The organism is Rhizobium sp. 268 (assembly GCF_036571585.1).
GTDB lineage: Bacteria > Pseudomonadota > Alphaproteobacteria > Rhizobiales > Rhizobiaceae > Rhizobium > Rhizobium redzepovicii.
This window is the reverse complement of sequence record NZ_JAPPSO010000001.1, coordinates 159,506-172,174: the sequence shown is the minus strand read 5'-3', so window position 1 is coordinate 172,174 and position 12,669 is coordinate 159,506. Positions and strand designations below refer to the sequence as shown.

General features: G+C 60.0%; 20 protein-coding genes. 12 read left to right on the top strand and 8 right to left on the bottom strand.

From position 1 onward, the window contains the following. Positions 1-144 precede the first annotated feature (144 nt). The 12 genes from OS035_RS00965 (at position 145) to OS035_RS00910 (ending at position 8,931) form a co-directional block, all read left to right on the top strand. A complete protein-coding gene (locus OS035_RS00965; RefSeq protein WP_331813245.1) occupies positions 145-2,220 on the top strand; it encodes a hypothetical protein in 2,076 nt (691 codons plus the stop codon). 142 nt (positions 2,221-2,362) lie between these two features. Continuing rightward, a complete protein-coding gene (locus OS035_RS00960; protein ID WP_331813374.1) occupies positions 2,363-2,533 on the top strand; it encodes a hypothetical protein in 171 nt (56 codons plus the stop codon). A 493-nt stretch (positions 2,534-3,026) separates the two neighbouring features. Then, positions 3,027-3,521, top strand: a complete 495-nt coding sequence (locus OS035_RS00955) for a hypothetical protein (protein ID WP_331813244.1) — start codon at positions 3,027-3,029, stop codon at positions 3,519-3,521. Positions 3,522-3,719: 198 nt separating this feature from the next. Then, entirely contained in the window at positions 3,720-5,075 is a 1,356-nt protein-coding gene (locus tag OS035_RS00950) for a hypothetical protein (protein ID WP_331813243.1), read from the top strand. Then, complete coding sequence (locus OS035_RS00945; RefSeq protein ID WP_331813242.1) at positions 5,072-5,251, top strand: hypothetical protein; 180 nt, start codon at positions 5,072-5,074, stop codon at positions 5,249-5,251. The genes OS035_RS00950 and OS035_RS00945 overlap by 4 nt, the downstream gene beginning before the upstream one ends. 26 nt (positions 5,252-5,277) lie before the next feature. Continuing rightward, entirely contained in the window at positions 5,278-5,532 is a 255-nt protein-coding gene (locus OS035_RS00940; protein ID WP_331813241.1) for a DUF7940 domain-containing protein, read from the top strand. Then, complete coding sequence (locus OS035_RS00935; protein ID WP_183777436.1) at positions 5,507-5,971, top strand: lysozyme; 465 nt, start codon at positions 5,507-5,509, stop codon at positions 5,969-5,971. Before OS035_RS00940 ends, OS035_RS00935 begins: the two co-directional genes overlap by 26 nt. After that, positions 5,971-6,333, top strand: a complete 363-nt coding sequence (locus tag OS035_RS00930) for a hypothetical protein (RefSeq protein WP_097627459.1) — start codon at positions 5,971-5,973, stop codon at positions 6,331-6,333. Before OS035_RS00935 ends, OS035_RS00930 begins: the two co-directional genes overlap by 1 nt. Before the next feature lie 19 nt (positions 6,334-6,352). After that, positions 6,353-6,565, top strand: a complete 213-nt coding sequence (locus OS035_RS00925; RefSeq protein ID WP_097627461.1) for a hypothetical protein — start codon at positions 6,353-6,355, stop codon at positions 6,563-6,565. After that, positions 6,562-8,187, top strand: a complete 1,626-nt coding sequence (locus tag OS035_RS00920) for a hypothetical protein (RefSeq protein WP_331813240.1) — start codon at positions 6,562-6,564, stop codon at positions 8,185-8,187. Before OS035_RS00925 ends, OS035_RS00920 begins: the two co-directional genes overlap by 4 nt. Further along, a complete protein-coding gene (locus tag OS035_RS00915) occupies positions 8,184-8,612 on the top strand; it encodes a DUF1515 domain-containing protein (protein WP_183777440.1) in 429 nt (142 codons plus the stop codon). Before OS035_RS00920 ends, OS035_RS00915 begins: the two co-directional genes overlap by 4 nt. A gap of 133 nt (positions 8,613-8,745) precedes the next feature. Next, complete coding sequence (locus OS035_RS00910; RefSeq protein WP_183777441.1) at positions 8,746-8,931, top strand: hypothetical protein; 186 nt, start codon at positions 8,746-8,748, stop codon at positions 8,929-8,931. Between the two features lie 495 nt (positions 8,932-9,426). On the opposite strand, the gene OS035_RS00905 is transcribed toward OS035_RS00910, so the two are convergent. From OS035_RS00905 to OS035_RS00870, 8 genes are all read right to left on the bottom strand, one after another. Then, entirely contained in the window at positions 9,427-9,627 is a 201-nt protein-coding gene (locus tag OS035_RS00905) for a hypothetical protein (RefSeq protein WP_331813239.1), read from the bottom strand. A 265-nt stretch (positions 9,628-9,892) separates the two neighbouring features. Further along, positions 9,893-10,060, bottom strand: coding sequence for a DUF3606 domain-containing protein (locus OS035_RS00900; protein ID WP_097627471.1), 168 nt, complete (start codon positions 10,058-10,060; stop codon positions 9,893-9,895). 126 nt (positions 10,061-10,186) lie between these two features. Further along, complete coding sequence (locus tag OS035_RS00895; RefSeq protein WP_183852023.1) at positions 10,187-10,423, bottom strand: hypothetical protein; 237 nt, start codon at positions 10,421-10,423, stop codon at positions 10,187-10,189. Between the two features lie 201 nt (positions 10,424-10,624). Next, complete coding sequence (locus OS035_RS00890) at positions 10,625-11,068, bottom strand: pyridoxamine 5'-phosphate oxidase family protein (protein WP_183852021.1); 444 nt, start codon at positions 11,066-11,068, stop codon at positions 10,625-10,627. Between the two features lie 89 nt (positions 11,069-11,157). Continuing rightward, the gene (locus OS035_RS00885; RefSeq protein ID WP_165503970.1) at positions 11,158-11,304 is read right to left on the bottom strand and encodes a hypothetical protein; all 147 of its coding nucleotides are present in this window, start codon (positions 11,302-11,304) and stop codon (positions 11,158-11,160) included. A 65-nt stretch (positions 11,305-11,369) separates the two neighbouring features. Next, entirely contained in the window at positions 11,370-11,732 is a 363-nt protein-coding gene (locus tag OS035_RS00880) for a hypothetical protein (RefSeq protein ID WP_183852019.1), read from the bottom strand. A 126-nt stretch (positions 11,733-11,858) separates the two neighbouring features. Further along, positions 11,859-12,122 carry a DUF1488 domain-containing protein gene (locus OS035_RS00875; RefSeq protein WP_097627477.1) on the bottom strand — a complete coding sequence of 88 codons (264 nt, stop codon included), beginning with the start codon at positions 12,120-12,122 and terminating at the stop codon, positions 11,859-11,861. 153 nt (positions 12,123-12,275) lie between these two features. Then, the gene (locus OS035_RS00870; RefSeq protein WP_183777446.1) at positions 12,276-12,578 is read right to left on the bottom strand and encodes a hypothetical protein; all 303 of its coding nucleotides are present in this window, start codon (positions 12,576-12,578) and stop codon (positions 12,276-12,278) included. Between the last annotated feature and the right edge of the window lie 91 nt (positions 12,579-12,669).

Genomic DNA, 12,669 nt, shown 5'->3' with positions numbered 1-12,669 from the left:
CAGCGGGATAACGGCGTGCCGATCGGTCCCTACCGATACGGGGACGACGGTCCGATCCGGATCGGCCTCGCGTTCAATAATGTGTGAAAAATCCATCCAGACAGACGGTTTCGACCGCGTCTTCTACGAAAGGGCAGTGGACCAATGTCACTAGCGTCATTCATTTTCGGCGGCGATACCGGCAAGACACAGGGCGACATCAGCAACCGGCGCAAGCAGCTGGCTGATGCCATGCTGCAGCAGGGCATGGATTCAGGCCCCGTACAATCCCCTTGGCAAGGGGCCGCGCGTCTTGTCCAGGCCCTCCTGGGCGGGCTGGCGATCCGCCAGCAGGAGCAGCAGGCAAGCGGCGAGGGCAGCGCGGCGCCGGCCGGCGATGCGGGCGACTATCCCTTCGCGCCGCTGCCCGACAACGGGCCCGTACCGCCGGAAAGACCCAGTCTCGACCCGCTGATGACGACGGACGATCGCGGCGAACAGCCCATGGCCCCGGCCGCCCAGCCCGGCGCCGGTCTCTTCGCGCCGCTGCCCAACAACGGGCCTATTCCGACGCCGAACCCCTATCGCGACCCGATGGTCACGACGGACTATCGCCGGGCGGCCGACCAGCCTGGCGACGATCCCTTCGCACCGCCTGCCAATCCTCCCATTCCGACGCAGCGGCCTTATCGCGACCCGATGGTTACGACCGACTATCGCCGCGAGCAGCCGATGGCGGCCGATGAACCAGGCGACGATGCCTTCGCTCCGTTGCCTGACAACGGACCCATTCGCTCGCCGAGACCCGGATATCGCGACCCGCAGGTGACGACGGACGAACGCCGCCAACAGCCCGCGGCGCCGGCTGCCGGCGGCGGTGCTGCCGGATCCGCCAATGATGGCGGTGAGCTTAAAACCATTCTGTCCGACCCCGTTCGTCGCGCCGAGCTGCCGCCCGGCATGCGCAACAACAATCCCACCAATCTCAAGTATGCCGGGCAGCATAGGCCAGGGATCATTGGTCCTTCCGAGAACACCGACCAGGGCGATCCGCAAGTCGTCTATGCCACGCCGGAAGCGGGCATGGAGCACAATGTCTGGCAGATCATGAAGAAGTATCGAGAAGGCATGCTGACGCCGAACCAAATCATCGCTGGAAAAAGGGGATGGACGCCCGACTCTTTTACGGCGGCTGCCAACATCGCGCAAATGATGGGCATTGGCCCTGACGACGATCTGAGCCTGAACGACCCGGCCATGGCAAAGAAGTTTCTTCGCGCCCTGATCACGCAGGAGCAGGGTACATCGGGCGCTCTTTACCCGGACAGCATGATTGAAGCGGCAATCACAGCGCAGTCCAAGGGCGTTGCGCATGCCGTGCCTTCCCAGCCGGCCAAGGGGCCTGTCCCCGCGCCGAGGCCGAAATATCCCGATCCGCAGATGACGACGGACGAGCGCCGCCAGCAGCCCGCGACGGCGCCCCAACTGCCTGGTGACGATCCCTTCGTTCCAACGGGCAAAGTGCCCGTTCCCACACCGAAACCCGGCCGCCACGATCGGCAGGCGACAAGGGGCACTCCCAGCCAGCAACCCGTCGACGCCGATGTCTTCGACGGCTTCATGGGCACGATCAAGAACGGCTATAAGCAGCGGGATGGATCGATCATCAAGGTGACCAACCCTTATGGTCTTGCGGCTATCGCCTCGACAGGCCAGTCCGAAAGCCAGTTCTCGGCCAAGAGAGCCAATAGTTCCTGGTCCGACCCAAGCAAGAGCGGAAAGCCCGGCAGATCAGGCGCCATCATGTCGTGGCGCAACACCCGACTGCAGGCGCTTTACGACTTCGCCGCCGCCAAGGGCGAAGAGCCGGGTGCGATCAGCCCGCAGACACAGGCCGAGTTCTTCCTGCAGGAGGACCCTCGCCTGATCGCCAGGCTGAACGCGGCTCAATCGCTCGAGGAGGCGCAACGCCTCATGGACAGAGCCTGGCAATTTGCCGATTACGATAAGCCGGGGAACCAGGAGGCCGCAGACCGGTTCGCGAGAGCAAAGAGCTTTCTGCCGCAGTACCAGATTGACGGCGCCGCCGATCCCTTCACTCAGACCGGCACTCCAGCGATTCCGGCGCCCAGACAGGGCTCTCGCAACCCGCAGGAGACGATGAAACGAGGTCGGAAACAACCGGCGGCGGACGCGCTCGTACACGCACTCCTTGGACGGCAGCAAAGTGGCCTGTGGTAGCCCGTTCAGGCTTTCGAGGGCAGCAACGCGTGAAAGCTCTCTCGGCGCCGGGTGCTGACACCGTGGCGCCGGCGGGGCGGGCTAACGACTGTATAACGCAAGGCCTCGCAATTCGCGGGGCCTTTTCCTTTGGAGAAGACCAATGCCCAGAAATCCATCAACCGGCGTCTATTCCAAACCCGCCGGCACGACACCTTCCGTCGGCCAGGTCATCGACCCGGCGCCGTGGAACGCGCTGACCACCGATCTCGGCAACGAAATCACCAATTCGCTGCCGCGCGACGGCTCGGCGCCGATGATCGCGCGGGAATAAACAGGCCCATGTGCGACACGGAAATAGAAAACCAAGTAGTACTTTAAATTGAAGTCTCATCGTTCTAAAACTATTGGTAGCGGGCCGCCCGTTAGTGCTGTAGACGGTCAGTTCAACCTCGACTGTCACTCGCCAATATTTGAAACGCAGGCCTTTTATGCTCAAACGTCTCGTCAAAAGAGTTCTCCCTAGTTCCGCAATTGAAGCCGTAAAGGAATGGCGGACGCGTGAGAGGTCGTACAGATCGTGGAGAAGAGCAGCCGCCGCGGCTCCCCCATATGGGGATAAGCATCTCACAGCCTTCCGGATAGAACGGTCGCGGCAGTTGGTTGGTCAGGAAGAGGCCTATGTCCAACCTCCCGCGGACCTCCTGCCGACCATGGATGTTCCGTCGGGCCGGTTCGTCGATTTCGGCGGATCCGCTGGTGAGATGTGCGCCGTTTTGCGAAAGCAGCTCCCAGCCTGGTCATTCACAGTCGTGGAAACAAAATCCATGGCGGATGCTGCGCAGGTTTTAAGGCCAGGGATATCGTACTCCGAACAACTGCCGGCTGAGTTTGACGTATTCTACAGTAGCGGGACGCTTCAATACCTTGCGGATCCGGAACAGCTTTGGCGGGAGGCTCTGAGCAGGACAACTCGTTACGCTTATTTGGCGCGGAATGCCTTCTCGAACAGAAAGCGTTTCACCATCCAGTCGTCCCGCCTTTTTGATAACGGCGCTGGCCCGGTTCCTGACGGATTCGACAACATAGAGATACGTTATCCCCACCGGACCATTTCAGAAATATCAATAACGAGAATAGCTGATGAAATGGGCTTTGATCTGGCTGCTCGTTTTGAGGGGCGCAACAGTGGCTTGATAGGAACCCGAACCGATCTCTATGGAGCCGACCTCTTGTTCAAGCGAAGACAGTCTGACGTAGTTCAGAAAACAAAGCGGAGAACAGGGCGTCTCTTTCGAGCCGTCTTTTCCCCCGTTGCCTGATCTCAACAGCGGACAAATTCAAGTGTCCGGCTTATGGGGAACGTTGCGTTTCCATATCCGCGACGTTGAAGTGGCAAGCCGAGGCTGTCGATCTCCAGGTTGATCAACCCATGCAAAATGCGGCTGCCCGTCACCCGGCATCACTACACACACCAGAGGCCTCGCAATTCGCGGGGCCTTTTTCTTTGGAGAAGACCAATGCCCAGAAATCCATCAACCGGCGTCTATTCCAAACCCGCCGGCACGACACCTTCCGTCGGCCAGGTCATCGACCCGGCGCCGTGGAACGCGCTGACCACCGATCTCGGCAACGAAATCACCAATTCGCTGCCGCGCGACGGTTCGGCGCCGATGATCGCACCGCTCAAGGCCGCAGGCGGAACCGTGTCCGCGCCGGGCGTCGGCTTCGCCTCGACCCCGCAGACCGGCCTCTATCTGAAAGGCGGCGGCCTGCTCGGCTTTGCCCAGAACGGCGTTGAGGTCGCATTCGATCAGGATCTGGTCTATGCGGTGAAGTCAGGCGATTACACCGCGCTCGCATCCGACGATAACGCCGTCCATCGCTTTACCGCGGCAGCCACGCTCACTTTGACCGCGGCGGCAACGCTCGGTGCAAACTGGCACTATTGCGTCATCGCCGATGGCGGGGATGTGACGATCGACCCGAACGGTTCGGAGACGATCGACGGCGCAGCCACGCTTATTCTCAAGGACGGTTACAGCGTCGAAATCATCTGTTCCGGCGCCGCTTTCTTCACCAACAAGCTCTTCGCCAGGATCCAGAGCAAAGCCGACAGTTCGGCGGTCGGCGATTTCATTGTCGGGCTCACCCTTTCCAACAACGGCGCCAGCCCGAATACGCATATCGATTTTGCTGCAGGATCTGCCAGGACGGGATCGAGCTTCGTTTCCAGCGCAACGTCATTGACGAAGCGAGTGACGGGAACATTTGCGGCTGGCACCGGTGCCGGCGGCCTTGACACTGGCGCCGTTGCGGCGAACGCGACCTACTTTGCCTATGCCCTGCGCAAGGATGCAGACCTGTCTTTCGACATTGTTCTCTCGACCTCGGCGACGATCGGCGGCATCGCCACAACGCTGCTCACCGGCTATAGCATTGTCAAATGCATCGGCGTGGTGCTGACCGATGCCAACTCGCTCGTCCGGCAATTCGTGATGTACCCGCGTGACGAATATACTTTCGTTACGCCTGTCAAGGACGCCATCAACGTCGCTATCTCTACGACTTCGGCACTCCTGGCGCTGACAGTGCCGAATGGGGTGAAGGTCAAGGCCAAGCTGCGGTTCCAATTCAGCTCTCCGGCTGCCACCAATTCGGCATTGCTTTCGGATCCAGCGCAAGGCGTACTCATCGCGGGCATCGTGGGTGATGGTGGCAACGTCGGTGCCGTTCAAGTTGCAGGCAATTACGCTATAAGTTCTGCGGAGGTCTGGACGAACACCAGCAAGCAGATCCGGCAAGTAGCTGGTGCGGCCGGCACCGTCTGGATGTGGACGGATGGGTTTCACTTCCCTTGCGGAAGAAGCGCATGAAGCTTTCTATTTCAGAAGACGAGTTTCCCGAAAGGCTCTCCCATGGAGAGGAAAATCTAGACATTTTGAGCGCGGTCGGCGGCAAGCGCTGCGACGTGTTTTTAGTAGAAGACGAACTTCCGCGAGGGCCAGCCACGCTGGCAGTTGCCGCACTCAGCGCTGCGCCGAACGTCTAAGCCCCAACACCACCGGAGCCCACCCCATGCTCGTCCATAACTGGCGCGCGGTGATCAAGCACGCCCGGTCCGTCCGCCTCATGGCGCTGGCGCTCATCTTCATCGTGCTTGAGCCCGTCATCAATTTCTTCGCCGCAACCTGGGTGTCGCGCAACCTCTACATCCAGCTCGCCATGTCGGCGATCACCGGCCTTTTCGCCGTGGCGGCGATCGTCGCCCGCATCTTCGTTCAGCAGAAAATCTCAGGAGAATTGAATGGCAAACCGCCTGCAGAAGGGTAGTGCCGCAGCGGCCATGGCTGTGGCGCTTGTCGGCTCGTTCGAGGGATTGCGGCAGAATGCCTATCCCGATCCGGCCACGAAGGGGCAGCCATGGACGATCTGCTATGGCAGCACCAATGGCGTCAAACCCGGCGATCACAAGACGGTGGAGCAGTGCAAGGCGCTGCTGGCGCTGGAACTCAAGTCCTATGCGGGCGGCGTCGAACGCTGCGTGCGCGTGCCGCTGCCGGATGCGCGTTTCGTGGCGTTGACCTCGTTCGCCTATAATGTCGGCGTTACGGCTGCCTGCGGCTCGAGCGCGATCAGGCTCATCAACCAGGGCAGGACGGCCGAGGGCTGCGAGGCGCTGTTGAAGTGGAACCGCGCCGCCGGCATCACCTTTCCCGGCCTCACCCGGCGCCGGCAGAAAGAGCGCGCCTTCTGCCTCGAGGGCATCTGATGTTCTCCCTCCTCGACACGCTCAAGATGGGCGCCGGCATCGCCGCCGGCTTGGTGCTTTATCACCTCTATGCCGTTTCGATCGGCTATCCCTCGGCGGCCCGCGAGGCGCGGGCCGGCTATATCCTGCTGGCCGAGAAGAGCGCAGCCGACGCAAGAGCCGCCGAGATGGAGCGCCAGCGCAATGCGGCGTCCCAAGCCATCGAAGAGCACCGCAAGCGGTTGGCCGCCGCCGAAGCGTCGGAGCAGGCGGCCAGAGACACACTCGAAACCGAGATCCAATCCTATGAGCTTCAGCTTTCGGAAAAGAACCGCGCTTGCGCTGTCACTGCTGCTGATCGTCAGTGGCTGCTCCGCCACTGAGCGGCTGAACAGGGCGGCGGTGACGAAGGGGCAGGCCGCGGCCGGCATGGCGCTGCCGCCCTTGCCTGATGATCTCCTGAGGCAAGAAGCGCATGCGCCTGTCGTGGAGGGCGAGCCCGTCATCGCCATCCTCGCCCGCGAGCGGCAGGCGCTCGACCGCGCCAATGCCCGCCAGGGGCGCACCGTTCGCTTCTACGCCGACCTCACCACCAGATATGGAGCCCGCCCATGATGAACGGCATCTCGCTTGCCCTGACGTATCCGAGGGGTGGAGCTGTCCTGGCGCCACCGCCTTGGGTGCCGGATCCTGATCGCTACATGCCGGCGGCGACGCGCACGCGCTGGCCGACCGGCGCGACCGCCACGCCATGGACGTTCCCGGCCGGGCTGAATTACCAATGCACCAAGCTGTTCTTCGGCTCGCCCGACTATCCGACGAACGACTTCCTTATCCCGTTCGTCGGCTTCGCGCTGACCGAAGGCGGCAATGCGCCACAAGAAACGCAGTCTCCGAACGCCGATACCGTGATCGACGAGGCGTTCTTCGTGATGCCGAACGGCACGGAATACCCGATCTTGTTTGGCGGTCTGGTGCCGGCGACGGTCACCGCCGCAACCGGCATTGTTTACGGGCAGGTCATACTGCCAGTTGCTCTGCCGGCATGGTCGATCTTTGGCATCCGGACGGTCTATCACGGCGCAGAGGGTGCGCAGCGCTGCGGCTCCTATCGCATCCAGCGCCATCGCGGCGAAAAGTATTGGGGTGCCGCCGACTTGGCGTCTGTACAGGCGCTGGCGGCCGCTGACGGGGCGTCGACGGCGGCGCTCGATCCTGACAGCCTTTACAACACGATCGGCAACGCGACGAATTCGCAGATCCAGGCTTACGGGCCCGCGCTTGTCCTGGCGAAAGGATGGGACGGCCGGCCGGTTCCACTCGTCGTCGGTGACAGCCTGATCGAGCGGCAGGAGATCGCCGCGTCGGCCGACGAGCGCGGCAACATGGGCATGATACGGCGATGGCTCGACCAGCGCGACCAGGTATGGGGGAGCACTGTCCCGCTCGTCATGGGCGTGCCTGGCGAGCATAACGAATTCGAGCTTGCCACCAACGCTACCAAGCGATGGGCAATGATCGACGCCATCAAGACGACGTTCAACGGCGGCAAAGACATTTGGACTTTCTGCCTCGACCAGGGCGGCCGCAACGACAACAACACGACGCTTTCGCTCTGGCAGTCGCGCAAGTTCGGGCTCGATGATCGGATCATCGCCCGGTATCCCGGCGCGCATATGGTGGGCATGACCATTCTGCCGACCATGGCGGGATCGTCGGATAGCGGCCGCACGGTCGCCGGCTACAGCGCGACGTCGGCGCTGTGGAACCCGGTCACGGGGACGCTTGCCAGCATGAACGCGTCACTCATCGCGTCAACGCGGTTCGCCAAGACGATTGATATCGTGCCGGCCTTCATGTCGGACAGTGATCCGACGAAGGGATCGGCGGCCGAATTGACGCCGCTCGGCAACGTCATCGGCCATCCCGGCAACCAAGATGGCGTGACGACATGGGACACGATGCGCCTGCCAAACACGACAAAGCTCGGCGCGCGCATCATGTTCGAATATCAGCCTGGGCTCTGGACCAGCCGGACGCTGGTAGACCGAACGGATTTGGGAGACGGCACGGCGAACTACCGCGTCGCCGAAGTGCTGGCGACCAACGTGCAGGATAACGCCGCCCTGCTCGGTCACGCCTATACGGCCGCCGATTTCGTTCACCCGGCTCTCTATGGCGCCCTGCGTTTCGTCAGCCGTCTGCCTCAATCGCACAAGGCGAAGTTCTATCCATGACCTCCAATGACGATATTCTCCGCGCTCTCGGGCGCGTCGAGGGAAGGCTGACCGGCATCGAGGAAAACGTCGCGCTGCTGCGCAACGAGGTCAGCGACGAAAAGGCCAATGCTCATGACAGCCGCGCCGTGATCCACACCCGGCTCGACGAACAGGCAAGGCAGATCGCACATCTCGATACCAGGGCAGCGCTCAGCGGCGGTGTCGACGCCCAGATCCGCGAGGAGATCAAGAGCCTCAAGGAGACCGTCGAGAAGAACCAGGAGACGGTGGCGCCGGCGCTGGAAGAATGGAAACGGATGAAATCGATCGGTTACGGCATTTCGGGGCTGATTGCCTTTGCCGGGCTGACGGTCGGCGGGATGATTGCCTATGCGAGCGACGGTGCGGTGGCGGCCTTGAGGCATTGGTTGAAGATCAGTTGAGACCGCCTAAGTTACTGCGCTGCTTGGCGATCGATACCTTTTTGCTGAACAGGGAGTAAGTAATACCAAAATTTAGACTTTGCTAACGAACCAATTCGCATCGTGCAGGTTTCCCTCTCAGGAGGAAACGGTCATGAAAAACATGAACAATCGCCAAGTTCGCATCCCCGGTCCGCGGGAGCATGATGTTGCAGAACATTGCCGCAAGTTCGGGATCGGTCCGGCCGAGGAAAAGAAGCTGAAGAAACTTCTCGGGGTTCGGGCGCCGCTGCATGAAATCCAGGCCAATGCGCCGCCGAGACAGCCGCGGTGGCGTTAGCAACGGTCGCGGTTCAGGCAGAGGATCTGACTTGTTTCACGCTGCGTTACGGTGATGATTCAAAGATTGAGCGAACCGCGGAAAGGGGAGGGGAAATGATCCCGTTTTCCGGTCTCTACGGCCGATTCTGTTGCTCATGCAGGGCCGTTTATGGTGATTATCCCGCGAAACCCGCTGAAAGCCCCGCTCTGCCGGGGTTTTTTGCTGGGCTGATGATACGCGTTCGTTTTTCGTCAGCGCCGACACATACCAGTCTAGCGATTGAAGCGAAGCGAAGCAATTTCCGCTTGTTCCTCCGGCCGACTTGCGAGAGCAAAGGCTCATTTGCGGCGCCGATATGGGCGGAACTTCCGACAAATATTGACGTTGTGGCCGACGGACCGCGTAGCAGGTCTTGTCTCCTGTACCAACTGCTGCCCCTGCAGTCGCTGCGCGGTCCACTGCCACATCTCTCATGGCGGAAGTGCTCTTCCGCCCAGCAGCGCACAAATCCAATCAATACCGAAGTTGGCGCGACAGCATGAGGATATAATCGTCGGCGATATCGGCGATCACCATCGCGGCTTCCGCCGGCGGATAGCTCCTGCTGACGGCCTCGCCGAGGATCTTCATGACGAGAGGTTCAAGCGCTTCCCGGCAGTCGGCGAGAGTTTCGACATGCGGGCATTTGGGACGAAATTCCAAGACGTTGTTCATGGCTTACCCTCCATATGATCGAGCTCCGGCCTATATGGAAGCCGGCCTCTTCAGGAGAGGCGGGCCACGGTTCCGGCGAGCTGCTTCAGGAACCACAGATGTTACCCTGAAGATACGATGGCATAGGGCCTGATGTATTCAAGCGTATGCTGATATTAAGGTAAGCCAGTAGGGTTAATTCGTCCACTGAATCGTGTCATCGCAAGCCAGTGCCGGGAGCCGTGAGAGTTGCCCACCTGGCAACCCCCTATCCTTGTTCCCTTTTTCAGGCGCTGGTGCGGCGGCCGGCCTTATCGGCCTCTTTGCGATTGGCGCCATATTTTTCGATGATATCTTTGGCATCCTCATTGGAAATACGATGTTTCTTTGCGAAGTAGATCACGTCGTAGGGTCCGTCGGTCGTCGCCGCGTTTTTGGTTTTGTCATCGGTCATGCTATTTCCTTTCATGGAATTGTCGAGCTGAGTGGCGCGTCATGGCAGGACACGCCAGCTGCATGGTCTCATCAGGATTTGAGAGCCAGCATTCCGTCAACGTCGGCCGGACTGGCTTCGTTCCGGTTATCGATGCGACCGAGCTGTCGTGTGTTTTTCCCAGATCTGGGTTGCCTGAGCTGCGGTGCCGATTTTGTAGAAGGTGAGCAGGTGACGCCCTTCCGCCCGTCGTTTTTCGTCGAAAGCGCTGTTTTCGTAGTCGGAGCCTTCGATGATGCTCTCGCTTTGAAGAACGTCCTTCAGTTCCTGTACGAAATGTCCGGTGATGTTGAAAAGCGTCTCGTTTTCGGGTGCGTGGTTCATGGTTTTCCTTCGTGATGGTCGCGTGCCACTAAACGCGATGCTGGCTCAGCACGCGTTGGTAAAAAGCATCAAGCAATCCGCGCCCCTATGGGAAGGCTGGTATCGGACAGCGCTTAGCCGTGTCTGTGTGGAGTTCCATATATCGTGCAGCAACGCCGCCCTGCGAAATCGAGGGGGCACGGCAGGTCTGAAGGCTGCACCTTAAACCACTTGCCTCCCAGATACCATATCAATCGAAATGCCGAAGAATATGGAGGGAGCAGGACTGTCTTCGCTTTCCGAGTTTAACGCAAGCGCTCCGGGTTCCCACCAAAACGGTTGCTTTTGCAGAAGAGACCAGGCGTGGATGCGCTCGTCACGGCGGGCCGGCGTATCGGTCAGCTCATCAGAGGTGCCCTGAACAAGCACACTCTTCCACGTTCGGTTTTCGCCGAATTCTTCGACCTGAACACAGGCTGGTGCATTGGCCCGCAATAGATCAACTTTCAGGCCCGGCATCGAAAATATAAAAATCCGGTCTTTTTCATACGCATAGTGGATGGGAACGATATAGGGATATTGGTCGCCCTGGCATGCTAGGTGGCCACGGGTGTGGCCGGCCAGAAAGGCGAGGCAATCTTGTTCATCCATTTCTCGCAACTGCATTTGCGTTGTCCAGTTCCGTCATCAGGGTTAGTGACCTCGTCCGACAAGCGCAGCGAGGCGCGTCTTGGCCCGCCACGGTGTTGCAGCGCTTACCAGAGCACATCCTTGAAGACGACATAGATGATAAAAGCCACGCTGATCGCCGGCGTCAATTTCACCAGAAAGTCGATGTAGCGGAGCCTCCCGGCATGCTGAGCCAGACTTTTCCACGAATGGATTTTTATCATGGCTGACATGATGCACTCCTTTGGGGCCGGTGAACTCTAACTACCCCGAAGCGGTGCCCGTTCACAAACTGCCACTACACCAGATATGGGTGCCAAACGTCTGCGCTACAAGGCGTGCGCGATTGCCGGTCAGGCAGGGAGCTCGCGCCGCTGCGCACAATCGCCAAGGGCGGCGCGAGCGTGCCGCGAGGACGGGGCGCGCTCATACAGGACTGTGCTTTTACCTCGACCATCGCTTCGATCAGCTTCAGGCGATCGAGCTTTCGCCGTTGATCATCGTAGAGCCTGCCCAACAGCTCGTAGGCCAATCCCGAGGGGCTGCCCTTAAGCCGTAGTCTCCCGATCACCATTTCCTGCTGGGCAATGCGTTGCGCCGCCTTCACGATGTGGCAACGTGCAAGCCTCAGGTCTTTCGTTCGGTATCGTGTCGAAACCATGCTTTGCCCCTCTCTCATCCGGCAGCCGCAGGTCCACCGTCGTTTCAGTCGCCGCGGTTCTGCGTCCGGAATTGTGCAGAACAAAAAAGGTGAGCATTTCCGTGGTTCTGAGAGAACGGAAATATTCTAACGAAAATCTTCGGCCTTGAGCGTGAAGTTGTTTCCGCGTCGATGCTGATAGGCTCTCGATGCTGCCTCCTGAATGGAAGAACGCGCGGCGTCGAAGGCATTGAGGTATGCGGCCTCGGACGAACTCTGTGTGATAGCACCACCGAGTGCGCCTTCCTCGACCAGGAACCGGACCTCGAACATGCCGTCATAGCCGGTGAAGCGCACGCCTTTTCGCACTTCGTCGAAGCTCCGGCTTCGGTTTGGAAAGATAAGTGCCATGGCGGTCGATCCTTAGAGATGGGCGCGGGCCGTTGTGCGGGCCCGGGAGCCGACGATGAGCTGGATGCACTCAGAGAAGCACGAGCTTGAAGCCTGTCGGCATGTAGCGACCGCCAACCGATCTTAATGGCCCATCTTAGTGGCCAACCGATCTTAATGGATAGTCTGCACGATGACCCTGTTCTCCAGCAAGGCCTCCGATGTCTTGATCAAGCGCACAGTGCTGGCAATAATCTGGTCGGAATAAACAGGGTCCGCACGGGAAATTTCATCCGTCATATCGCGGAGAACGCTGTTTATCTCAAGCAGAGACGGCACAAGATTGAGCAATCCATCAGCCGCCAGCCCGTAAGCCAGGCGGCCGATGGCCTCACTCAGATGATCTATAAGGGCACGTCGTTCGGAAACCGCCAATGCCGACGGCCTTGTGAGGGTCGCTTCACCGTTGAACTGCATGATGCGTATCCTCCTCTCTCTAAAATGGGTTTTGCGACGACATTATCAATGGCTGCCGGCGAATGAGGTTGCGGCCATGTGGCAAAGAGCG

What these genes read in the sequence shown, in the direction of transcription:
- OS035_RS00945 (WP_331813242.1), top strand. Translation starts at nt 5,072, where the DNA reads ATGAAGCTTTCTATTTCAGAAGACGAGTTTCCCGAAAGGCTCTCCCAT.
- OS035_RS00950 (WP_331813243.1), top strand. Translation starts at nt 3,720, where the DNA reads ATGCCCAGAAATCCATCAACCGGCGTCTATTCCAAACCCGCCGGCACG.
- OS035_RS00880 (WP_183852019.1), bottom strand. Translation starts at nt 11,732, where the DNA reads ATGGTTTCGACACGATACCGAACGAAAGACCTGAGGCTTGCACGTTGC.
- OS035_RS00935 (WP_183777436.1), top strand. Translation starts at nt 5,507, where the DNA reads ATGGCAAACCGCCTGCAGAAGGGTAGTGCCGCAGCGGCCATGGCTGTG.
- OS035_RS00940 (WP_331813241.1), top strand. Translation starts at nt 5,278, where the DNA reads ATGCTCGTCCATAACTGGCGCGCGGTGATCAAGCACGCCCGGTCCGTC.
- OS035_RS00890 (WP_183852021.1), bottom strand. Translation starts at nt 11,068, where the DNA reads ATGCAGTTGCGAGAAATGGATGAACAAGATTGCCTCGCCTTTCTGGCC.
- OS035_RS00910 (WP_183777441.1), top strand. Translation starts at nt 8,746, where the DNA reads ATGAAAAACATGAACAATCGCCAAGTTCGCATCCCCGGTCCGCGGGAG.
- OS035_RS00905 (WP_331813239.1), bottom strand. Translation starts at nt 9,627, where the DNA reads ATGAACAACGTCTTGGAATTTCGTCCCAAATGCCCGCATGTCGAAACT.
- OS035_RS00870 (WP_183777446.1), bottom strand. Translation starts at nt 12,578, where the DNA reads ATGCAGTTCAACGGTGAAGCGACCCTCACAAGGCCGTCGGCATTGGCG.
- OS035_RS00960 (WP_331813374.1), top strand. Translation starts at nt 2,363, where the DNA reads ATGCCCAGAAATCCATCAACCGGCGTCTATTCCAAACCCGCCGGCACG.
- OS035_RS00885 (WP_165503970.1), bottom strand. Translation starts at nt 11,304, where the DNA reads ATGTCAGCCATGATAAAAATCCATTCGTGGAAAAGTCTGGCTCAGCAT.
- OS035_RS00955 (WP_331813244.1), top strand. Translation starts at nt 3,027, where the DNA reads ATGGCGGATGCTGCGCAGGTTTTAAGGCCAGGGATATCGTACTCCGAA.
- OS035_RS00875 (WP_097627477.1), bottom strand. Translation starts at nt 12,122, where the DNA reads ATGGCACTTATCTTTCCAAACCGAAGCCGGAGCTTCGACGAAGTGCGA.
- OS035_RS00930 (WP_097627459.1), top strand. Translation starts at nt 5,971, where the DNA reads ATGTTCTCCCTCCTCGACACGCTCAAGATGGGCGCCGGCATCGCCGCC.
- OS035_RS00965 (WP_331813245.1), top strand. Translation starts at nt 145, where the DNA reads ATGTCACTAGCGTCATTCATTTTCGGCGGCGATACCGGCAAGACACAG.
- OS035_RS00895 (WP_183852023.1), bottom strand. Translation starts at nt 10,423, where the DNA reads ATGAACCACGCACCCGAAAACGAGACGCTTTTCAACATCACCGGACAT.
- OS035_RS00920 (WP_331813240.1), top strand. Translation starts at nt 6,562, where the DNA reads ATGATGAACGGCATCTCGCTTGCCCTGACGTATCCGAGGGGTGGAGCT.
- OS035_RS00900 (WP_097627471.1), bottom strand. Translation starts at nt 10,060, where the DNA reads ATGACCGATGACAAAACCAAAAACGCGGCGACGACCGACGGACCCTAC.
- OS035_RS00915 (WP_183777440.1), top strand. Translation starts at nt 8,184, where the DNA reads ATGACCTCCAATGACGATATTCTCCGCGCTCTCGGGCGCGTCGAGGGA.